Annotated in this window: 18 protein-coding genes; 7 read left to right on the forward strand and 11 right to left on the reverse strand. The window is 63.0% G+C overall.

Features of this window, described 5'->3' with window-relative positions; translation table 11 throughout:
* Positions 1–109 precede the first annotated feature (109 nt).
* The 9 genes from DMX11_RS18820 to bioB form a co-directional block, all read right to left on the reverse strand.
* The gene (locus tag DMX11_RS18820) at positions 110–1,888 is read right to left on the reverse strand and encodes an acyl-CoA dehydrogenase C-terminal domain-containing protein (RefSeq protein WP_110745877.1); all 1,779 of its coding nucleotides are present in this window, start codon (positions 1,886–1,888) and stop codon (positions 110–112) included.
* A gap of 124 nt (positions 1,889–2,012) precedes the next feature.
* A complete protein-coding gene (locus DMX11_RS18825; protein ID WP_110745878.1) occupies positions 2,013–3,296 on the reverse strand; it encodes a diguanylate cyclase in 1,284 nt (427 codons plus the stop codon).
* A 189-nt stretch (positions 3,297–3,485) separates the two neighbouring features.
* Positions 3,486–5,291, reverse strand: coding sequence for a phenylacyl-CoA dehydrogenase (locus tag DMX11_RS18830; protein WP_110745879.1), 1,806 nt, complete (start codon positions 5,289–5,291; stop codon positions 3,486–3,488).
* Positions 5,292–5,593: 302 nt separating this feature from the next.
* The gene (locus DMX11_RS18835; RefSeq protein WP_110745880.1) at positions 5,594–5,890 is read right to left on the reverse strand and encodes a pyrroloquinoline quinone biosynthesis protein PqqE; all 297 of its coding nucleotides are present in this window, start codon (positions 5,888–5,890) and stop codon (positions 5,594–5,596) included.
* A 140-nt stretch (positions 5,891–6,030) separates the two neighbouring features.
* Positions 6,031–6,711 (reverse strand): dethiobiotin synthase, encoded by a 681-nt coding sequence (bioD, locus tag DMX11_RS18840; protein WP_110745881.1) that lies wholly within the window; start codon positions 6,709–6,711, stop codon positions 6,031–6,033.
* A gap of 10 nt (positions 6,712–6,721) precedes the next feature.
* On the reverse strand, positions 6,722–7,540 hold the full coding sequence (gene bioC / locus DMX11_RS18845) for a malonyl-ACP O-methyltransferase BioC (RefSeq protein ID WP_110745882.1): 819 nt from the start codon (positions 7,538–7,540) through the stop codon (positions 6,722–6,724).
* Positions 7,533–8,264 carry an alpha/beta fold hydrolase gene (locus tag DMX11_RS18850; protein WP_110745883.1) on the reverse strand — a complete coding sequence of 244 codons (732 nt, stop codon included), beginning with the start codon at positions 8,262–8,264 and terminating at the stop codon, positions 7,533–7,535. The genes bioC and DMX11_RS18850 overlap by 8 nt, the downstream gene beginning before the upstream one ends.
* Positions 8,257–9,429, reverse strand: coding sequence for an 8-amino-7-oxononanoate synthase (gene bioF / locus DMX11_RS18855; protein ID WP_110745884.1), 1,173 nt, complete (start codon positions 9,427–9,429; stop codon positions 8,257–8,259). Before bioF ends, DMX11_RS18850 begins: the two co-directional genes overlap by 8 nt.
* 1 nt (position 9,430) lies before the next feature.
* A complete protein-coding gene (bioB, locus tag DMX11_RS18860; RefSeq protein WP_110745885.1) occupies positions 9,431–10,489 on the reverse strand; it encodes a biotin synthase BioB in 1,059 nt (352 codons plus the stop codon).
* Positions 10,490–10,578: 89 nt separating this feature from the next.
* Here bioB and DMX11_RS18865 point away from each other — a divergent pair, with 89 nt between their 5' ends.
* From DMX11_RS18865 to rarD, 4 genes are all read left to right on the forward strand, one after another.
* A complete protein-coding gene (locus DMX11_RS18865; RefSeq protein ID WP_110745886.1) occupies positions 10,579–11,310 on the forward strand; it encodes a ComF family protein in 732 nt (243 codons plus the stop codon).
* A gap of 95 nt (positions 11,311–11,405) precedes the next feature.
* On the forward strand, positions 11,406–12,152 hold the full coding sequence (locus DMX11_RS18870; RefSeq protein ID WP_110745887.1) for a TOBE domain-containing protein: 747 nt from the start codon (positions 11,406–11,408) through the stop codon (positions 12,150–12,152).
* 78 nt (positions 12,153–12,230) lie between these two features.
* Entirely contained in the window at positions 12,231–13,205 is a 975-nt protein-coding gene (locus DMX11_RS18875) for a serine/threonine protein kinase (RefSeq protein WP_110745888.1), read from the forward strand.
* A gap of 64 nt (positions 13,206–13,269) precedes the next feature.
* The gene (rarD, locus tag DMX11_RS18880; RefSeq protein ID WP_110745889.1) at positions 13,270–14,157 is read left to right on the forward strand and encodes an EamA family transporter RarD; all 888 of its coding nucleotides are present in this window, start codon (positions 13,270–13,272) and stop codon (positions 14,155–14,157) included.
* A gap of 328 nt (positions 14,158–14,485) precedes the next feature.
* Here the strand turns inward: rarD and DMX11_RS18885 are convergent, their stop codons facing one another.
* Positions 14,486–15,004: a glycine cleavage system protein R gene (locus DMX11_RS18885; RefSeq protein ID WP_110745890.1), complete on the reverse strand. Its 519-nt coding sequence runs from the start codon at positions 15,002–15,004 to the stop codon at positions 14,486–14,488.
* Positions 15,005–15,454: 450 nt separating this feature from the next.
* Between DMX11_RS18885 and DMX11_RS18890 the strand changes: the two genes are divergently transcribed.
* A complete protein-coding gene (locus DMX11_RS18890) occupies positions 15,455–17,632 on the forward strand; it encodes a malate synthase G (RefSeq protein ID WP_110745891.1) in 2,178 nt (725 codons plus the stop codon).
* Positions 17,633–17,676: 44 nt separating this feature from the next.
* Here DMX11_RS18890 and DMX11_RS18895 read toward each other — a convergent pair whose 3' ends face one another.
* Positions 17,677–18,216, reverse strand: coding sequence for a response regulator (locus DMX11_RS18895; RefSeq protein ID WP_110745892.1), 540 nt, complete (start codon positions 18,214–18,216; stop codon positions 17,677–17,679).
* A gap of 116 nt (positions 18,217–18,332) precedes the next feature.
* On the opposite strand from DMX11_RS18895, the gene DMX11_RS18900 reads away from it, so the two are divergent.
* Positions 18,333–20,270 (forward strand): putative nucleotidyltransferase substrate binding domain-containing protein, encoded by a 1,938-nt coding sequence (locus DMX11_RS18900; protein WP_110745893.1) that lies wholly within the window; start codon positions 18,333–18,335, stop codon positions 20,268–20,270.
* Entirely contained in the window at positions 20,267–20,977 is a 711-nt protein-coding gene (locus DMX11_RS18905; protein WP_110745894.1) for a PolC-type DNA polymerase III, read from the forward strand. Before DMX11_RS18900 ends, DMX11_RS18905 begins: the two co-directional genes overlap by 4 nt.
* Positions 20,978–21,034 lie beyond the last annotated feature (57 nt).

Below are 21,034 nucleotides of genomic sequence, written 5' to 3' on the forward strand. Positions count from 1 at the left end.
ATCTGGGAACAGTGGTGAAAAGTCACCACGTCGTGTAGGAAAAAGCTTACAAAGTGATTTATTCCCAGATATACCGGGAATTGGGGCTGCTGCGCAGCCCCAGAATCTGTCAGAACTGCTCGGCATCCAGCAGGTAAAGCGACTCGCTCCCCGCCTTCACCGATGCCACCAGCGAATCCACCCGTGGCAGCAAACGTGCAAAGTAGAACCGCGCCGTACCCAGCTTGCCCGAATAGAACGCCGCATCCCCCTCACCCGCCTGCGCAGCCCGCGCCATCAGTGCCCACATGTAGCCGTAGGCAACATAGCCGAAGGCATGCAGGTACTCGACCGACGCCGCGCCAATTTCATTCGGGTTCCCTTTGGCTTGCTGCAGCACCCACTCGGTCAGCCCATCGAGCTGGTCGAGCGAAGCCGCCAAGGGCTTGGCAAACTCATGTAGCTCGCTGCCCGCGCTGGCAACGAACTGGCGAATCTCGTCAGAGAACAGCTTGTAGTAGGCTCCGCCGCTGGCCACCACCTTGCGCCCCATCAAGTCGAGGGCCTGAATACCATTGGTGCCTTCGTAGATCTGGGTGATGCGCACATCACGTACCAACTGCTCCTGGCCCCACTCGCGAATATAGCCATGCCCGCCGAATACCTGCTGGCCATGCACGGTGCACTCCAGGCCCAGGTCAGTGAGGAAGGCCTTGGCCACTGGGGTCAGGAGTGCCACCAGCTCTTCGCTGCGTTTGCGCACACTGGCGTCTTCACTGAACTTGGCACTGTCCAGCTGCATGGCCACATAGGTGGAGAAGGCGCGGCCACCCTCGATAAGCGCCTTCATGGTCAGCAGCATGCGCCGCACGTCCGGGTGGACGATGATCGGGTCGGCGGCCTTGTCCTTGGCCTGCGGGCCGGTCGGGGCGCGGCTCTGCAGGCGGTCGCGGGCGTATTCCACGGCGTTCTGGTAGGAACGCTCAGCCGAGGCCAGGCCCTGGATGCCAACGCCCAGGCGCTCGTAGTTCATCATGGTGAACATGGCCGCCAAGCCCTTGTTCGGCTCACCGACGATGTAGCCGACTGCCTCGTCGAAGTTCATCACGCAGGTAGCCGAGGCCTGGATACCCATCTTGTGCTCGATCGAGCCGCAGGTAGCCGGGTTGCGCGCGCCCAGGCTACCGTCTTCGTTCACCAGGAACTTCGGCACCAGGAACAGCGAAATGCCTTTCGGCCCCGCCGGTGCATCCGGCAGCTTGGCCAGCACCAGGTGGATGATGTTTTCGGTCAGGTCGTGCTCGCCACCGGTGATGAAGATCTTGGTGCCGCTGACCTTGTAGCTGCCGTCAGCCTGCGGTTCGGCCTTGGTGCGAATGATGCCCAGGTCGGTGCCGGCATGCGGCTCGGTCAGGCACATGGAGCCAGCCCAAACGCCGGCATACATCTTCGGCAGGTATTTTTCCTTCAACGCTTCACTGGCATGGGCGTTGATCGACAGGCATGCACCGGCGGTCAGCATCGGGTACAACCCGAAGGACAGGCTGGACGCATTGACCATTTCCTCGACCTGGGCCGAGATGGCCTTGGGCATGCCCATGCCGCCGAACACCGGGTCGCCGCCCACACCTACCCAGCCGCCTTCGGCGTAGGTGTTGTAGGCCTCGATGAAGCCGGCCGGGGTGCGTACCGCGCCTTGGTCCCAGTGGCAGCCTTCTTCATCGGCAGCGCGGCTGAGCGGTGCGATGGACCTGGCGGTGACCTTGCCGGCTTCCTCCAGCACGGCCATGGCCGTATCGGCATCGACAACTTCGGCCAGCCCGGGCAACTGCGCCCACTGCTCGGCCACGTTGAACACTTCATTGAGTACGAAGCGCATGTCGCGCAGGGGCGCTTTATAGTCAGCCATGACAACCTCTCGATAGTCGGGTCGGGGCGGTCTCGGGGAACCGCGACACTGGGGTTACTGCCAGTGTAACCGAACAACTTTTACGAGACATAGGGTCATCAGTAGACTGTAAAGTCTATTTTGGTCATGCAGTGCGCACGGCTCCGCGTTGCGATTGCTGCCCGTGCACCATGACGCAATTGCGCCCTGCGCCTTTGGCGCTGTACAGCGCCTGGTCAGCGCACTTCAATACCGCATCGGGGTTGCGATGATCGGCCTGGCGCTCGGCCACGCCAATGCTGATGGTGACCGACACCGTGCCACCGCTGCTGCCCGCGCGGCGTTGGCGCCCGGCGCTATCATCCTGCGGGCGGCTATGCTGGTCGCGCAGGTGCATCACGTAGTTGGCGATCACTTCGCGCACGGCTTCCACGTGCGGCACGCATTCCTCGGCGGTCTTACCGGCAAACACCAAGGCGAATTCCTCGCCACCATAACGGTAGGCGCGGCCACCGCCGGTGACCTTGGACAAGCGGCTGGCGACCAAACGCAGCACCTGGTCGCCGACGTCGTGGCCGTGGGTGTCGTTGAATTTCTTGAAGTGGTCGACGTCGGTCATTGCGATCACATAATTGCGCCCCAGACGTTGCATGCGCTCGTTCAGCGCACGCCGCCCCGGCAGCCCGGTCAGTTCATCGCGGAAGGCCATCTGGTAAGCCTCGTGAGCGACCGCAGCTGCAATCATCAGCATCACCTGGCTGCACATGATGTTCAGGGTGAACGGCAGGATGAAGGTTTGCGGCAGCATCCAGAAGATGCCCAGCAGGCCAATCACCTGCGCCGCGTGCAGCGGCCGTGGGGCGCGCAGGTATTGCACCACCAGCAGGATGAACACACCGAAGAACAGCGGGTAGACCAACTGGATCAGGCTCATCCACTGGCCATGCAACGCCGGCCAGCGGATCTCCGCCAGCCAGCTGAGCAACGCCTCGGGGTAGCTTTGCTCCAGGGCCACTGCCACGCTGCCGACAGCGAACAGCACGGCGCCACGGGCGATCAGATCCTGCAGCAGGTGGGTACGTTCCTGCCAGGCTCCGTACAGCCCGAACAGCGCCGGCAGCAGCAGGCACACCAGGTGGAAGATCACCGCGGCGTCCTCGCGCACGCGGCCATGGTCACGGTAGAAGTCCGTCTGCGTATCGAGCAGAAAGTAGGCAATGTACACCGTGAGCATCAGGAACAGCTCACGCTGACGGCGGTACACCGCGCAATAGGCGCCACCCAGTAGCAGCACCAAGGTGGGCAGGACGTTGAACAGCGATGTGAAGAAAACACTGAGGTCTCTCACATAGGCTGCGGCGAGCCCTGCCACCAACAGGAGCAGTGATGGCAGGAAGTGGCTTGCGCGTACAGCGTTAAGACGAAACAAGGGTAATCTCCAACCCGGCAGATCAATGATGGCATTGTGCCCTTACTTCATCGGCAGTGCACATGAACAGTTGAGTTTGCGAACGAATGAACGAAGCTCCGGCCTCCAGCAAAGGGTCGTGCTGTACCTGAAAAAATAAAAAACCCGCCTGCCGGTGAGGGCAGGCGGGTTCTGGCTACCGCGCCAGGGTCAGTAGGACAGGCCGAAGTTTTCTTCGTCCATTGCCATCAGGTTGTTGGCACCCGACAGCATGGTCGCCACATGGGTACGGGTCCGCGGCAGGATGCGCTGGAAGTAGAAGCGCGCCGTCTGCAGCTTGGCCGTGTAGAACGCCTCTTCGCTGGTACCGGCTGCCAGTTTTTCGGCGGCCAGGCGGGCGATGTCGGCCCAGAAGTAGGCAAGGCAGGCGTAGCCGGAATACATCAGGTAATCAACCGAGGCCGCACCCACCTCTTCACGATCCTTCATGGCGGCCATGCCCACTTTCATGGTCAGCTCACCCCATTCCTTGTTGATCGCGGCCAGTGGCTCGACGAATTCCTTCACCGCCTCAACGCCTTCCTGGGCCTGGCAGAACTTGTGCACGATCTTGGTGAAGCCCTTCAAGGCTTCGCCTTGGGTCATCAGCACCTTGCGGCCGAGCAGGTCGAGGGCCTGGATACCGGTGGTGCCTTCGTACAGCATCGAGATACGGCTGTCGCGTACGTTCTGCTCCATACCCCACTCGGCGATGAAGCCGTGGCCGCCATAGATCTGCACGCCGTGGTTGGCGGCCTCGAAACCGACTTCGGTCATGAACGCCTTGGCAATCGGGGTCAGGAACGCCAGCAGGGCGTCAGCCTTCTTGCGCTCTTCTTCGTCCTGGCTGTACTTGACGATGTCCACCTGCTTGGCGGTGAAGTACACCATCGCGCGGTTGCCCTCGGCGAAGGCTTTCATGGTCAGCAGCATGCGACGCACGTCTGGGTGGACGATGATCGGGTCGGCAGCCTTGTCCGGCGCTTTCGGGCCAGTCAGGGAACGCATCTGCAGGCGCTCACGGGCGTACTTCAGGCCGCCCTGGAACGCCACTTCGGCGTGGGCCAAGCCTTGCAGCGCGGTACCCAGACGTGCGGTGTTCATGAAGGTGAACATGCAGTTCAGGCCTTTGTTGGCTGGGCCAATCAGGTAGCCGGTGGCTGCATCGAAGTTCATGACGCAGGTAGCGTTGCCGTGGATACCCATCTTGTGCTCGATAGAGCCGCAGCTCACGCCGTTGCGCTCGCCCACACCGCCTTCGGCGTTGGGCAGGAACTTCGGCACGATGAACAGCGAGATACCCTTGGTACCGGCCGGTGCGTCCGGCAGGCGGGCCAGGACGATATGGACGATGTTCTCGGCCATGTCATGCTCACCGGCCGAAATGAATATCTTGGTGCCCGACACCTTGTAGCTGCCGTCGGCCTGTGGCTCGGCCTTGGTGCGCAACATGCCCAGGTCAGTACCGCAGTGCGGCTCGGTCAGACACATGGTGCCGGTCCACTCGCCAGACACCAGCTTGGTCAGGTAGGTGTGCTGCTGCTCGGCGGTGCCGTGCGCAGAAATAGTGTTCATCGCGCCATGCGACAGGCCTGGGTACATGCCCCACGACCAGTTCGAACCGCCAACCATTTCGCTCAGGGCCAGGCCCAGCGACTCCGGCAGGCCTTGGCCGCCGTGCTCGACGTCGTGCGCCAGGCTCGGCCAGCCGCCTTCTACGAACTGCTGGTACGCCTCTTTGAAGCCGGTCGGGGTTTTCACACCCGACTCACTCCAGGTGCAGCCTTCCTGGTCACCCACGCGGTTCAGCGGCGACAACACCTGCTCACAGAACTTCGCGCCTTCTTCAAGGATCGCATCGACCATGTCGGGCGTTGCGTCCTGGCAACCCGGCAGGCTCTGATAGTGCGCCTCGTAGCCGAGCAGCTCGTCGCGAACGAAGCGGATATCACGCAAGGGGGCTTTGTAATCAGGCATTGCGATGAACCTCTAGGTGAGTTCTGTGGGGTGACTCGCGCTCGGCGCGACGTCTGTCAAACAGTTGTTTGAAACTTACGTTTAGCTCCCGCTTATGTCAAGGAGGGACTATGGTGCCATTTACGCCGCGGAAAATGGCGTATGCGCCAACCGCAGGCAAAAGCCCCCTTCTTGGGAGCCGACATGCCGCTAAACAGACAGGCCAGGCAAAAGAGTTGCATGCCTGCCGATTCGCGGGCACGCCCTCTCGCACAGGCTCCCACAGGGGCTGAGCGGGTAGGGAACTTGATTGGCGCGCCGTGTCAGGCGTAGGTATCGATAATCCGGCCGAGCATTTCGTCGGATGCCTTGACCACTTTTGCGCCAAGCTCGACTTCGGTCTTGCCCACTGCCTGTTGCACGACACTGGTAGCAAGGTCCATCTGCTGGCTGCGGTCCACCGCGCGCAGGCGTTCGGCCTGAAAATCGCTGGATTGGCTGGTGGCAGTGCGTTCAGCACTGATATTGGCGATCTGGCCGGCGGCCTGATCGAGACGGTTCTGGCCGGACTGGATTGCGCTCAAGCCTGCGTAGTAGGCGGAGCTACCGGTGATTTCCATGTCAGGACTCCATTGACGCTGGATAGGAACACGCCAATTAAAGCAGGCGATCAGCGAAAAGGCCCGTTTAAATCGCTAATGGCCCGGTGCCAGTTGATAGGCCTTGGGTATCCCTGCGATGAAGCCGGGCCTGAAAACAGCTAATCCAGCAGATCCAGGTGCAGATGTTCAGCCACCATGTCGGCACTGGCCTGCTTGAGCTTGGGTACCCGCCCCAGGCAGGGTGCAGGCAACCGTTCGGCCAGGCTGGCCAGGTTCTCTTCCAGCCTTGAAGTACGCGGTTCGATGATGTTGGCCACCCAACCCGCCAACTGCAGCCCATCGCGCTCGATCGCCTCGGCACTGAGCAAGGCATGGCTGATGCAGCCCAGCCGCACCCCCACGACCAGAATTACTGGCAGCTTCAGCGCTACGGCAAGGTCGGACAGGTTCTCCAGACCAGACAATGGCACACGCCAGCCACCCGCCCCTTCAATCAATGTGAAGTCGGCATTTTGTTGCAGCACGTTGCGCATCGCCGCCAGCAGCTCCGGCACTGCCAGCGTCACCCCCGCCTCGCGCGCCGCCACATGCGGAGCGATGGCAGGCTCGAAGGCAAACGGGTTGACCTGCTCATAAGGCAACTTGATCGTGCTTTCATCGATCAGGGCCTGCGCATCGCTGTTGCGTAAGCCTTTGGGCGTCATCGTACAGCCAGAGGCCACCGGCTTGGCGCCCAGGGTGCTCATGCCCTGCGAGCGCGCCGCATGCAGCAGCCCGGCGGCAATGGTGGTCTTGCCGACATCGGTATCGGTACCGGCAATGAAATAGGCCTGGCTCATCTCGCTCCCCTTACGCCTGTGGCTTGCGCAACACACCATAGACCACCTGATAGGTGGCTGGCAGCCCCGCAGGCTGGCGAAATGCTTCATAAGCCTGCAACAGGCCCTGCATGCGTGCCCGCCCGGTAAGGCCGGAAGGCCGCCCAGGGTTCAGATTGTGCGCACCCAGCGCCTTCAGTTCGTGGGTCAGGCTGCGCACATCGGGGTAATGCAGCACGTGTGGGCAGCGCTGCAGCTCAAGGTGTTCGAAGCCACTGCCGGCACACAGGCGCTGGTAGTCCTCGAAACGGCGGAAGCGGTTCACATGCACCAGGCCATCCACGGCCTGCCAACTGGCGCGCAGTTCATCGAGGGTGCCCACGCACAGGCTACTGAAAGCCAACACGCCACCCGGGCGCAGCACGCGCTGGGCTTCTGCCAGCACACTGGCGAACTGGTCGCACCATTGCACAGCCAGGCTGGTGAACACCAGGTCAACGCTGGCATCGCGCAGCGGCAAGCGCTCGGCGTCGCCGGCTACGTGATAGTGCGCCCCACCTTGCTCATTGCGGGCATGGCGCAGCATGCCTTCGGCAATATCGACCGCTACGCCGCTGGCCTGGGTGAAACGTTCGGCCAGGATACGGCTGAAGTGGCCGGTGCCACTGCCCAGGTCCAGCCAGCGCGATGGCTGCAGGCCCGCGGGCAACTGCTGTAACAGCCCCAAACCGACGGCACGCTGCAGCGCAGCCACGCTGTCGTAGCTTCCCGCAGCGCGGGAAAACGAAGCCGCTACCTGGCGTTTGTCGGGCAATGCGCCGGGCAGGGTCGGACGGGATAGGTCAGTCATCGCCACTCTCATGCAGAAAACTCTTGATGCCCGCCGCCAGCTCCTGCGGGTACTCCAGCAGGAACGCGTGGGAACTGTCTTCGACCAGGCCCACTTCCACATCCGGTAGCAGTTCGCTCAATGCCTTTGCCGCCTCTGCCGGCACCAGCGCATCGCTGCCAGCGAACAGGTGCAGCTGCGGGCCGCCATAGGCCTGCAGGGCTTGGCGGGTGTCCAGCTTGGCCAGCACTTCAAGGCCGGTCGCCAGGTACAGCGGGTCGGTATCCGGCACGCCGACACCCAGCTGGCGCAGCAGTGTTCGCGGTTGCTGGGCGCCGTCGCTGCACAGGGTGCGGAAGCGCTTGAGGGTTACTTGGGTATGGCTGCGGCAGCCGTCGAGGAAGGTGCCAAAAGTGTCTTCGGCCATGCCATGCGGCCAATCGGCACGGGCGACGAAACTGGGGTTGCTGGCCAGCGTCAGCAGGCCACAGCAGTGATCGCCCCGCTTGTGCGCCAGCGCGCTGGCAAGCATGCCGCCCAATGACCAGCCGCCTAGCCAGACATCACTGGGCAGCTTGCGGTCGAGGTGCTCGATCCAGCTGTCAACGTCGCTGTGAGGCAACTCCGGCAGGGGCATGAGTTCAACCTGCAAGCGGGCATCCTGGGCACGCAGGCTGGCGGCCAGCGGTTCCAGTGAAGCAGTGCCCAGGCCCCAGCCGGGCAGCAGTACAAGACGATTACGCATCGGCGTTCTCCAACTGTGGATAACACTCGGCCAATGCATTCAACAATAGCTGTACCTGCGCCTCGCTGTGTGCGGCGCTCAGGGTGACCCGCAGGCGGGCACTGCCAGCCGGCACCGTGGGTGGGCGGATGGCAGTGACCAGCAACCCCCGCTCGCGCAGCATGCGCGACAGGCGCAGGGCCTGCGCGCTGTCACCAATGACGATTGGCTGGATCGGCGTCGGGCTGTCCATCAATTGCAAACCGATCTGCTGCGCGCCTTCGCGGAACTGCCGGATCAACGCCGCCAGGTGCTCGCGACGCCAGGTTTCGCGGCGCAGCAGCTCCAGGCTCTTGAGCGTGGCGCAGGCCAATGCAGGTGGCTGGCTGGTGGTGTAGATGTACGGGCGGGCAAACTGCACCAGCGTCTCGATCAGCTCTTCGCTGCCGGCAACAAAGGCCCCGGAAGTACCGCAGGCCTTGCCCAGCGTGCCGATCAGCACCGGCACGTCATCCACGCCCAGGCCGAAGTGCTCGACAATACCGCCGCCCTGGGCGCCCAGCGTGCCCAGACCATGGGCGTCGTCGACCATCAGCCAGGCACCGCGGGCACGGGCGACATCGGCCAGCGCCGGCAGGTCGGCGAGGTCGCCGTCCATGCTGAACACACCGTCGGTCACCACCAGGGTATTGCCGACGGCCTTGTCCAGGCGGCTGGCCAGGCTGGTCGGGTCGTTGTGCAAGTAACGGTTGAAGCGGGCACCACTGAGCAGCCCGCCGTCCAGTAGCGAGGCGTGGTTCAGACGGTCTTGCAGCACGGTGTCGCCCTGCCCCACCAGCGCAGTGATGGCGCCGAGGTTGGCCATGTAACCGGTGGAGAACAGCAGCGCACGCGGGCGGCCGGTGAGTTCGGCCAACGCCTCTTCCACCCGATGGTGTGGAGAGCTGTGGCCGATTACCAGATGCGAAGCGCCGCCACCGACACCCCAGTGCTCGGCACCCGCCTGCCAGGCCGCGATCACATCGGGGTGATTGGCCAGGCCCAGGTAGTCATTGCTGCAGAAAGCCAGCAAACGCTGGCCGTCGACCACCACGTCCGGCCCCTGTGGGCTCTGCAGCAGTGGCCGCTGCCGATACAGGTCTGCGGCGCGCCGTTCGGCCAGGCGCGCCGCCAGGTCAAAGGCCATCTCAGGCTGTCGCGGCGTTGTAGAACATCTCGCTGCTGCGCTGCTCGACCAGCGCCTGCTCGATGGCAGCCTGGTGCACTTCATCGGCGTGCTCTTCACGCGCCTCGGGCTTGATGCCCAGGCGTGCGAACAGCTGCATATCCTTGTCGGCCTGCGGGTTGGCAGTGGTCAACAGTTTTTCGCCGTAGAAGATCGAGTTGGCGCCAGCCATGAAGGCCAGGGCCTGCATCTGCTCGTTCATCTGCTCGCGGCCGGCGGACAGGCGCACGTGCGACTTGGGCATCAACAGCCGGGCCACTGCCAGCATGCGGATGAAGTCGAACGGGTCGACATCTTCTTCCTCGGCCAGCGGCGTACCGGCCACCTTGACCAGCATGTTGATCGGTACCGACTCTGGGTGCTCGGGCAGGTTGGCCAGCTGGATCAGCAGGCCCGCGCGGTCGTCCAGCGACTCGCCCATGCCAAGGATGCCGCCAGAGCAGATCTTCATCCCTGCGTCACGCACATAGGCCAGGGTCTGCAGGCGCTCGCTGTAGGTGCGGGTGGTGATGATGCTGCCGTAGAACTCTGGCGAGGTGTCGAGGTTGTGGTTGTAGTAGTCCAGGCCGGCCTGGGCCAGGGCCTTGGTCTGCTCCTCGTCGAGCTTGCCCAGGGTCATGCAGGTTTCCAGGCCCATGGCCTTCACGCCTTTGACCATCTCCAGCACGTAGGGCATGTCCTTGGCCGACGGGTGCTTCCACGCCGCGCCCATGCAGAAGCGGGTAGAGCCGATGGCTTTGGCGCGGGCGGCTTCTTCCAGCACCTTCTGCACTTCCATCAGCTTTTGCTTTTCCAGCCCGGTGTTGTAGTGGCCGGACTGCGGACAATATTTGCAATCTTCCGGGCAGGCGCCCGTCTTGATCGACAGCAGGGTCGAAACCTGCACGCGGTTCGGGTCGAAATGCGCGCGGTGCACGGTCTGCGCCTGGAACAGCAGGTCGTTGAAGGGTTGCTGGAACAGCGCCTTGACCTCGGCCAGGGACCAGTCGTGACGTATTGTTGCAGTTGTGCTGGCGCTCATCGGCGTTTCCTTGTTTAGGCTGAAGCAGGCGCCGGGACAGGAAAGCCCGCCAGCGCATCACGGATAGCTCGCATAGTCATGGAAGGCTTATGAACTGTCAACCACGCATGAAAAGACTGGTTTACAAGTGGTCACTTATTAATCAAACATGCCTGCTTTGTGATGTACCTGCCGGGCAGCACTATCCACTGTGCATGGCCTGCGAACAAGAACTGCCCTGGCTGGGTGATCATTGCCGCTATTGCGCCCTACCGCTGCCCATGGCTGGCCTGGCCTGCGCCCAGTGCTGCCGCCGCTTGCCGGCATTCGAACAGGTCATTGCGCTGTGGCATTTCGGCTTTCCGGTGGACACATTGATCAGCCGTTTCAAGCACAACCGGCAGTGGCCTGTGGGGCGGTTGCTGGCCGAGTTGCTGGGGCACGGGCTGCTGCACCGCTTTGCTGAGGGCCTGCCACGCCCCGACCTGCTGTTGCCTGTGCCCTTGGCCAGGCGTCGACTACGCGAGCGGGGGTTCAACCAGGCGGGGATGCTTGGGCGCTGGCTGTCATCGCAGCTGGGGCTACCTTGCGACGATCGGTTGTTGCTGCGCACGCGCGAGACGCCAGCGCAGCAACGGCTGGATGCCAAGGCACGACGGCGCAATTTGCGCCAGGCGTTCACGGTCGCCGGTGACGTGACGGGCAAACATGTCGCCATCATCGATGATGTGTTGACCACCGGTGCCACCGCCCAGGCGATTGCCCAGGTGCTGCGCGAGGCCGGGGCGCACAAGGTCGATGTGTATTGCCTGGCACGAACGCCCAAGCCGGGGTATGTATGACTCGACAGCCCCTGTGGTACCGACCTCAGGATTTTGCGAGACAGCTGTGGCTGCGCAATTCACACTTGGCTACCCCTTACATCGACTGACTCCCTATGCCCCTACCCACCCTCCTCACCCAGCACATCGCCCGCCGCCCACAGCGCATCGCGCTGCTGCAGCACGTTGCCGAGCAAGGCTCGATCACCCGCGCCGCCAAGGCTGCTGGCATCAGCTACAAAGCGGCCTGGGATGCCATCGATGAGCTCAACAACCTGGCCAGCCAGCCCTTGGTCGAGCGCAGCACCGGTGGCCGCGGCGGTGGCGGCGCGCGCCTGTCTGCAGAAGGTGAGCGCGTTCTGCGCCTGTATCAGAGGCTGCAGGCCCTGCAGGCGCAAATGCTCGACGCCGCTGAAGAATCCAGCGACCTCGACCTGCTCGGGCGCCTCATGCTGCGCACCAGTGCGCGTAACCAACTGCAGGGACAGGTCAGCGGTTTGCGCCGAGAAGGCCGCTATGACCGCGTGAGCCTGGCCTTGGGTGGCGGGCTGGAGATCGAGGCGCTGATCACCCACGACAGCACGGCGCGGCTTGAGCTGACGCTGGGAACGATGGTGGTGGCCCTGCTCAAGGCGGGGTGGGTGCGGTTGCTGGCGGAGGGGGAAGAGGCAGAAGCGGGGAGCAACTGCCTGCGGGCGACAGTGGAGGAAGTATTGGCTGAGGTCGATGAGCCCAGTGAAGTCAGGTTGGCGCTTGGCAATGGGCAGACGCTGTGTGCCATGGCCGAGGCTGATTGGCTGGCCGAGCAGCAGGTAAGGGTGCAATTCCATCCTTCTTATGTGTTGATAGGGATACCTGCGTAACCGGGGCTCGCCCGCGAGGAGGCCGGCCCAGGGATAACGCGGTACCATGGCCTCCAGCCGCTTACCCCCGGAGTTCCCATGTCCCACCCCTTCGACACCCTCACCCCCGACCTGGTCCTGGACGCCGTGGAAAGCATTGGCTTTCTCAGCGATGCCCGGGTGCTGGCACTGAACAGCTACGAGAACCGCGTCTATCAGGTGGGCATCGAAGACGCCCAGCCGTTGATTGCCAAGTTCTACCGCCCAGGCCGCTGGAGCGATGCGGCGATACTCGAAGAACACAGCTTTACCGCCGAACTGGCCGACTGTGAAGTGCCGGTGGTTGCGCCCCTGCAGCACGATGGCCGCACATTGTTCGAACACCAGGGCTTCCGCTTCACCCTGTTCCCTCGCCGCGGCGGGCATGCCCCAGAGCCGGGCAACCTCGACCAGCTCTACCGCCTGGGCCAGCTGCTTGGCCGCCTGCATGCCGTGGGCGCCAGCAAACCCTTCGAGCACCGCGAAGCGCTGGCTGTGGACAACTTCGGCCATGCCTCGCTGAAAACCCTGCTGGAGGGCGATTTTGTCCCGCGCGAACTGCTACCGGCGTTCCAATCCGTTGCCCGCGACTTGCTCAAACGCGTCGAAGACATCTATAGCCGTACCCCGCACCAGCTCATTCGCCTGCACGGCGACCTGCACCCCGGCAACCTGATGCACCGGGACGAGGTGTATCACGTGGTCGACCTCGACGATTGCCGGATGGGCCCGGCGGTGCAGGATCTGTGGATGATGTTGGCCGGTAACCGCGAAGAGCGGCTGGGGCAACTGGCCGAACTGATCGACGGCTACAACGAGTTTCACGATTTCGACCCGCGCGAGCTGGCCCTGATCGAACCGCTGCGTGCCTTGCGCCAACTGCACTACAGCGCCTGGCTGGCACGCCGCTGGGATGATCCGGCGTTCCCGCGCAGCTTCCCCTGGTTCGGCCAGCCACGTTATTGGGGCGATCAGATTCTGGCCCTGCGCGAACAAATGGCGGCACTGGATGAAGCACCGCTGAAATTGTTCTAGAAGCGTACCCACCTCTGTCTACAATAGGCGTCGCTTTATTTAGCTACCTAAGCAAGGATTCTGCATGCACGCCGCAAACCCGCGTCGCGGGTACATTCTGGGCCTGAGCGCCTACATCATCTGGGGCATGTTCCCCCTCTACTTCAAGGCAATACAGAGCGTTCCGGCGGTAGAGATCATCGTCCACCGGGTGCTCTGGTCGGCGCTGTTCGGCTCGCTACTGCTGCTGATGTGGAAACATCCTGGCTGGTGGCGCGAACTGCGTGAAAACCCGCGCCGGCTGGGCATCCTGGCCCTGAGCGGGGCGCTAATCGCCGGTAACTGGCTGACCTACGTGTGGTCGGTGAACAACGGCCGCATGCTCGAAGCCAGCCTGGGTTACTACATCAACCCGCTGATCAACGTGCTGCTGGGCATGCTGATTCTTGGCGAACGCCTGCGCCGCCTGCAGTGGCTGGCGGTAGGCATGGCTGCCGTGGGTGTGGCGCAGCAGGTGTGGCAAGTGGGCAGCCTGCCGTGGGTATCGCTGGCGCTGGCGCTGAGCTTCGGCTTCTACGGGCTGATCCGCAAGCAGGCGCCGGTGGCTGCGCTGCCCGGCTTGGTGGTGGAAACCTGGATGTTGGTGCCGCTGGCGCTCGGCTGGCTATTGCTGCACCCGGCGGCGATGAGTGCCCAAGGCGCGTTCTACACCAGCAGCGAGGCCTTGTGGCTGATGGCAGCGGGGCCGGTAACTCTGGTGCCGCTGGTGTGCTTCAACGCAGCAGCGCGGCACCTGCCATACACCACGTTGGGCTTCCTGCAGTACCTGGCACCGACCTTGGTGCTGCTGCAAGCAGTGCTACTGTTCGATGAACATCTGTCGTCGAGCACACTGGTGGCGTTCATGTTCATCTGGGCGGGCCTGGCGATTTACAGCGTCGATGCGTGGCTGAACTTGCGCAAACGTAGCTGATCAGAAAACGATCAAAACTCTGCAGGCCATGTAGCGCCTGGCCTGCAGAGACATCTCCATAGGTTATCCACACCCTCGTCCCCGCGCTTTGTGCACAAGCTGCTGATAATTGGGCATTTTTTGAGCAAAACAGTACAAGGCACGTGATACCTGGGCTGGAGAGGTACACCCCCAGGTTATCCACAGGGCCTTCCCCGTGATATCGGGATAACCGCAGATGGCCGCTTCGCAACACAAGGCCGCCCCACATTTGTCCGGTGTACGCAGGACCATGTGGGAGCGGCCTTGCGTCGCGACAGGGCCGCAAAGCGGCCCCGGCAATCGCTGATCAATCCTCTGCCCGCAGCTTCAACTCCACCATCAAGTCATCCGCCAGGCTCTCCAGCCGCTGCTGCAGTTCATCCAGCGGCAAGGTCAACGGCAACGCCAGCAATGCGTCGGCGTGGAACAACGGCTCACTGCTCATCGGCGCCGGCCGCACTTCTGTGGAAAACCGCTCGACGTTTACCTGCAGCTCGGCCAGCAAGCGGGTAATGTCCCGCACGATCCCCGGCCGATCATTACCCACCAGCTCCATGGCAATCGGCTTCCAGGTGCACGATGGCTCGATCCCGCTCTCGGCAATCAGCACGCGTATGTCATACCTGGCCAGCCCCTGCAGCGAGGCCACGAGTTCGGCGTAATTCTCTGCCGGCACCGCCACCCGCAGGATGCCTGCAAACTGGCCGGCCATGCGTGACATGCGGCTTTCCAGCCAGTTGCCACTGTGGTCGGCGATGCACTGGGCAATGCGTTCGACCTGGCCGGCCTTGTCAGGGGCAATCACAGTCAGTACAAGATGATCCACAAGCCCTTCCTCGTGTCGGACCGCGCCGGGCGGCAGATAATCGGGGGATCCGCTCAGTATAGGCAAGGCGCGGCAACCTGCCGCAGGGCAATCCGCACAGCCAATCGTGTACTGTTTCAAGATTTATCTGGAACAATCCACCAGTTTTTTGCGAACATACCCATTCCCAGCGTGACCATACGCGACCAACGGGTCGCATAACGGCGCTTTTAGTCTGATTTTGCCCCGCCTACTGCTTCATGTAGTATCCCGTGGCGCGGACTACAAAACGTCGTTTGGATGTCTGCCAAGGCGCCTGTGAAAATACGCACACTGCCTGCCAGCCCGTCTGGCAGGCTGCACCCAGCCGCGCTCGGGCTCACCCCCGGGAGCAAGCACTGGTACGTGTTTAGAGAAGCGCTACAGGCTTAATACAGAAGAGCGAAATAGCTGAGCAGAGTGAGGCAAGCAATGACTGGATACGTTCAAGTCGGTGGCCTTCAGGTCGCCAAGGTCCTGTACGACTTCGTGAACAACGAAGCCATCCCCGGGACCGGCATCGTCGCCGAGCAGTTCTGGGCGGGTGCAGAGAAGATCATCAATGACCTCGCTCCAAAGAACAAAGCCCTGCTCGCCAAGCGCGACGAGCTGCAAGCCAAGATCGACGCCTACCATCAGGCACGCAAAGGCCAGGCCCACGACGCCGTAGCCTACAAAGCATTCCTCCAGGAAATCGGCTACCTGCTGCCACAAGCCGACGATTTCCAGGCCACCACCCAGAACGTGGACGAAGAAATCGCCCACATGGCCGGCCCACAGCTGGTTGTTCCGGTGATGAACGCCCGTTTCGCCCTGAACGCCGCCAACGCCCGTTGGGGTTCGCTGTACGACGCGTTGTATGGCACCGACGCCATCAGCGATGAAGGTGGCGCCGAGAAAGGCCAGGGTTACAACAAGCTGCGTGGCGACAAAGTCATCGCCTTCGCCCGCGCCTTCCTTGATGAAGCCGCGCCATTGGCTGCCGGCTCGCATGTCGACTCTACCGCCTACCGCATCGAAGGCGGCAAGCTGGTGGTCACCCTGAAGGGCGGCAGCAACAGTGGCCTGCGTGATGACGCACAGCTGATTGGCTTCCACGGCGACGCCGCGGCACCGACTGCCGTGCTGCTCAAGCACAACGGCCTGCATTTCGAAATCCAGGTCGACGCCAGCACCCCGGTCGGCAGCACCGACGCGGCCGGCGTCAAAGACATCCTGATGGAGTCGGCGCTGACCACCATCATGGACTGCGAAGACTCCGTTGCCGCCGTCGACGCCGACGACAAGGTCATCGTCTACCGCAACTGGCTGGGCCTGATGAAAGGCGACCTGGCCGAAAGCGTGAGCAAGGGTGGCAAGACCTTCACCCGTACCATGAACCCGGACCGCGAGTACGCCGCACCCAACGGTGGCAGCGTAACCCTGCACGGCCGTTCGCTGCTGTTCGTGCGTAACGTTGGCCACCTGATGACCAACCCGGCGATTCTGGATGCCCAAGGCAACGAGATCCCAGAAGGCATCCAGGACGGCCTCTTCACCAACCTGATCGCCCTGCACAACCTCAACGGCAACACCAGCCGCAAGAACACCCGCAGCGGCAGCGTATACATCGTCAAGCCGAAGATGCACGGCCCTGAAGAGGTGGCATTCGCCGCCGAGATCTTCAGCCAGGTCGAAGACCTGCTGGGCATGCCGCGCAACACCGTCAAGGTCGGCATCATGGACGAGGAACGCCGTACCACGGTCAACCTCAAGTCCTGCATCAAGGCAGCTGCCGAGCGCGTGGCGTTCATCAACACCGGCTTCCTCGACCGCACCGGCGACGAGATCCACACCTCGATGGAAGCCGGCGCCGTGGTGCGCAAGGGCGCCATGAAGCACGAGAAGTGGATCGGCGCGTACGAGAACAACAACGTCGACGTAGGCCTGGCCACCGGCCTGCAGGGCCGTGCCCAGATCGGCAAAGGCATGTGGGCCATGCCGGACCTGATGGCCGCCATGCTCGAGCAGAAGATCGCCCACCCGCTGGCCGGCGCCAACACCGCCTGGGTACCGTCGCCGACTGCCGCCACGCTGCATGCCCTGCACTACCACAAGGTTGACGTGCAGGCACGCCAGCGTGAACTGGCCTCGCGTACCCCGGCTTCGGTAGACGACATCCTGGCCATCCCGCTGGCTGCCGACACCAACTGGTCGGACGAAGAGATCCGCAATGAGCTGGACAACAACGCCCAGGGCATCCTCGGCTACGTGGTTCGCTGGATCGACCAGGGTGTGGGTTGCTCGAAGGTGCCGGACATCAACAACGTCGGCCTGATGGAAGACCGCGCAACCCTGCGTATTTCGGCCCAGCTGCTGGCCAACTGGCTGCGCCACGGCGTGGTCAGCCAGGAGCAGGTGCTGGAAAGCCTCAAGCGCATGGCCGTGGTGGTTGACCAGCAGAACGCTGGTGACGCCCTGTACCGCCCGATGGCGCCGAACTTCGACGACAACGTCGCGTTCCAGGCGGCTGTGGAGCTGGTGGTGGAAGGTGGCAAGCAGCCGAACGGTTATACCGAGCCGGTGCTGCACCGCCGTCGCCGCGAGTTCAAGGCGCGTAACGGGTTGTAAGTAGCATCTGCGCCAGGGGGCCGTTCTGCGGCCCCCACTGCGCATCAGTCGATTTTGAGTTCTTTCTTCACCAACTCCAGCAGCTTGCCCAGGTCCACCGGCTTGAGCAGGAAATCCACCACCCCCAGATGCATCACATCCACGGCCTCTTTCACATCAGTGTCGCCCGACACCACGATGATCGATAACGCCGCCCTTTCCGATTCGCGAATCCAACGAATCAGGTCAAGACCGTCCACCGGCTGCATGCGCAAGTCCGTGATCATCAACCCGATGCGTTGCTGATAATGCAGGTACAACCTGGCCTCCTCGGCACCGTCCGCACCCACGCAATCGATCCCCCGGCTTTTCAGGTAAAGGATCAACGCCTCACGGTTGACCGCGTTGTCATCCACCACCAGCACCAGTGGCTTGGGTGCCACAGGCGCACTGACCACGGCCAACGCCTCGCGCTCGGCATCGCTCAGTATGTCGGTTTGCTCAGGCATGCTCATCTCGTCAAAAAAATTCCGCTTCAGCCTTAGGACCACATTACTCGCGTAACCCGTTTCGCCTTTCGTCGGGTCTTTGACAGAGGCGCTCATAGACTTACGTCCAATGGGCACCACTTCGCTGCAAGCCGACCATGGAGGCAGAGAACAACATGGCCGGTACCTATATATAGATATATATAGTTCGGCATAGCGATACGGTCAGTTTCATGAGCAAAAATGACGCCTACAGCCAGGCAGGCAGGACGGCAGTGCTGCAGAACATCCAGGGCACGCTGCAGTTTCTGCAGCGCTTTCCGCCGTTCAACCAAATGGAACACAGCCACCTTGCCTACCTGGTCGAGCAGTGCCAGCTGCGCTTCTATGCTTGCGGCGAAAGCATCGTCAAGCCCGCCGACGGCCCGGTCGAGCACTTCTACATCGTCAAGCAAGGGCGGGTGGTTGGCGAGCGCCAGCACCTGGTCAAACCTGGGGTCGAGACCACCTTCGAAATCACCAGCGGTGAATGCTTCCCGCTGGCCGCGCTGTTGGGCGAGCGAGCAACCCGCACTGAGCATCTGGCCGGGGAAGACACCTTTTGCCTGCAACTGAACAAGGCGGCATTCATCCGCGTGTTCTCGATGTCGGAAGTGTTTCGGGATTTTGCCCTGCGTGGGGTCAGCAGCCTCCTTGACCAAGTCAACCAGCAAGTGCGCCAGCGTGCGGTAGAAACCCTTGGCACCCAGTATTCGCTGAACACACCGCTGGGTGAACTGGCCATGCGTCACCCGGTAGTGTGCAGCACCGATACGCCATTGCGCGAAGCCGTGCGGCTGATGCACGAGCAACAGGTCGGCAGCATCGTGGTAGTCGACCCGCAGCGCTACCCCATCGGCATTTTCACCCTGCGTGACCTTCGCCAGGTGGTGGCTGCGGCCGATGCCGACCTCGGCGCGCCGATCGAACGGCACATGACTGCCAAACCGTTCTATCTCAGCCCACAGGCCAGCGCCTTCGATGCCGCCATGGCCATGACCGAGAGGCATATCGCCCACGTGTGCCTGGTGGATAACCACCGCCTGTGCGGGGTGGTTTCCGAGCGCGACCTGTTCTCCCTGCAACGGGTCGACCTGGTGCACCTGGCGCGCACCATCCGCCATGCGCCACGCCTGGACAGCCTGGTTTCGCTACGCGGAGAAATCAGCCAACTGGTAGAGCGCATGCTCGCCCACGGCGCATCGTCGACGCAGATCACCCAGATCATCACCCTGCTCAACGACCACACCGTATGCCGAGTCATCGAGCTGGCCCTTGCGGAGCGTGGCGACCCAGGTGTGCCATTCAGCTGGCTGTGCTTTGGTAGCGAGGGGCGCCGCGAACAGACTCTGCACACCGACCAGGACAACGGCATGCTCTTCGAAGCCGTAGACAAAACCGAGGCTGACGCCATCCGCGCCCGCCTGCTGCCGCTAGCGCAATACATCAACCAGTGCCTGGCTCAGTGCGGCTTCACCCTGTGCATGGGCAATGTCATGGCCGGCAACCCCGAGCTGTGCCTGTCGCGCAAAGAGTGGGCGCGTCGGTTTGCCGGTTTTGTCCGCGAAGCCAGCCCGGAGAACCTGCTGGGCTCGAGCATCTACTTCGACCTGCGCGTGGTGTGGGGCGACGATCAGGGTTGCGAGCAACTGCGCCAGGGCCTGCTGGCACAGGTAGCCGACAACCGCATCTTCCAACGCATGATGGCCGAAAACGCGCTGCGCCAGCGCCCGCCGGTGGGCCGCCTGCGCGAGTTCGTGCTGACCCGCCAAGGCAACGACAAGGCGGCCACGCTCGACCTCAAGGTCCAAGGGCTGACGCCCTTCGTCGACGGCGCCCGCTTGCTGGCCCTGGCCAATGGTATCGGTGCCTGCAATACCCTGGAGCGTTTGCGCCAGCTGGTGGCCAAGGGGGTGATCGAACCACTGGACGGCGCCGCTTATGAAGAGGCCTACCACTTCATCCAGCAGACCCGCATGCAGCAGCACCAACGCCAGACCCGCGACAACCTGCCGTACTCCAACCGGCTCGACCCAGACAGCCTCAATCACCTGGACCGGCGCATCCTGCGCGAGTCGCTGCGCCAGGCCCAGCGCCTGCAAAGCAGCCTGGCCTTGCGGTACCAGCTATGAGTCTGTTCGCCTGGCTGCGCCCCAGCGCACCCGAACTGGACCACGCCACGCGCCAGCGCCTGGCCAAGTTGCCCAAGCCCGTGCCGCTGGGCGTATGTACCCTGCGCGAACAGCGTTGGGTGGTGCTGGACCTGGAAACCAGCGGGCTCAACCCCAACCGGGACCAAGTGTTGTCGATTGGCGCAGTGGCGATCGAGGATGGCGCCATCGATTTTGCCCAGCAGTTCGAACGTACCCTGCACCGGCCTTTACAGAAAACCAACGCCAGCGTGCTGATCCACGGCCTGGGCCCCGGCGCCCTTGCTGCGGGGTGCGACCCGGCCGAGGCCTTGCTAGATTTACTCGATTTCATTGGCAACAGCCCGGTGCTGGCGTTTCACGCGCCATTCGACCAGCGCATGCTCGCCCGCGCGCTAAAAGAGACCCTTGGGCATCGCTTGCAGTCAATGTTCCTCGACGTTGCCGAACTGGCACCGATGCTCAACCCGGACACGGTGCTGCGCGAGGCGGGGCTGGATGACTGGGTGGCTCGCTTTGGTCTGCAGGTAGAAGAGCGTCACCATGCCAGCGCCGATGCCCAGGTGACCGCAGAGCTGGCGCTGATCCTGTTCAGCCAGGCCCGGCGCCAGCAGCTGGACAGCCCGTTGCAGCTGGAGCAGCGGTTGCGCGGGTGGCGGCGGCGCAAGGTGCAGAGCCACGGTTTGTAGGGCGTGGGATTTGCAGCGCCCGCGAGATCGCGCGCCGCCCGCGCGGCTCATCGCGAG

This window comes from Pseudomonas sp. LB-090624 (assembly GCF_003205205.1).
Lineage (GTDB): Bacteria > Pseudomonadota > Gammaproteobacteria > Pseudomonadales > Pseudomonadaceae > Aquipseudomonas.

Coding starts and splice junctions, on each gene's coding strand:
- rarD (WP_110745889.1), top strand. CDS start 13,270: ATGCACGCCGCAAACCCGCGTCGCGGGTACATTCTGGGCCTGAGCGCC.
- bioB (WP_110745885.1), bottom strand. CDS start 10,489: ATGAGCGCCAGCACAACTGCAACAATACGTCACGACTGGTCCCTGGCC.
- DMX11_RS18895 (WP_110745892.1), bottom strand. CDS start 18,216: ATGAGCGCCTCTGTCAAAGACCCGACGAAAGGCGAAACGGGTTACGCG.
- DMX11_RS18865 (WP_110745886.1), top strand. CDS start 10,579: ATGAACTGTCAACCACGCATGAAAAGACTGGTTTACAAGTGGTCACTT.
- DMX11_RS18830 (WP_110745879.1), bottom strand. CDS start 5,291: ATGCCTGATTACAAAGCCCCCTTGCGTGATATCCGCTTCGTTCGCGAC.
- bioF (WP_110745884.1), bottom strand. CDS start 9,429: ATGGCCTTTGACCTGGCGGCGCGCCTGGCCGAACGGCGCGCCGCAGAC.
- DMX11_RS18820 (WP_110745877.1), bottom strand. CDS start 1,888: ATGGCTGACTATAAAGCGCCCCTGCGCGACATGCGCTTCGTACTCAAT.
- DMX11_RS18850 (WP_110745883.1), bottom strand. CDS start 8,264: ATGCGTAATCGTCTTGTACTGCTGCCCGGCTGGGGCCTGGGCACTGCT.
- DMX11_RS18875 (WP_110745888.1), top strand. CDS start 12,231: ATGTCCCACCCCTTCGACACCCTCACCCCCGACCTGGTCCTGGACGCC.
- DMX11_RS18870 (WP_110745887.1), top strand. CDS start 11,406: ATGCCCCTACCCACCCTCCTCACCCAGCACATCGCCCGCCGCCCACAG.
- bioD (WP_110745881.1), bottom strand. CDS start 6,711: ATGAGCCAGGCCTATTTCATTGCCGGTACCGATACCGATGTCGGCAAG.
- DMX11_RS18835 (WP_110745880.1), bottom strand. CDS start 5,890: ATGGAAATCACCGGTAGCTCCGCCTACTACGCAGGCTTGAGCGCAATC.
- DMX11_RS18905 (WP_110745894.1), top strand. CDS start 20,267: ATGAGTCTGTTCGCCTGGCTGCGCCCCAGCGCACCCGAACTGGACCAC.
- DMX11_RS18890 (WP_110745891.1), top strand. CDS start 15,455: ATGACTGGATACGTTCAAGTCGGTGGCCTTCAGGTCGCCAAGGTCCTG.
- bioC (WP_110745882.1), bottom strand. CDS start 7,540: ATGACTGACCTATCCCGTCCGACCCTGCCCGGCGCATTGCCCGACAAA.
- DMX11_RS18900 (WP_110745893.1), top strand. CDS start 18,333: ATGAGCAAAAATGACGCCTACAGCCAGGCAGGCAGGACGGCAGTGCTG.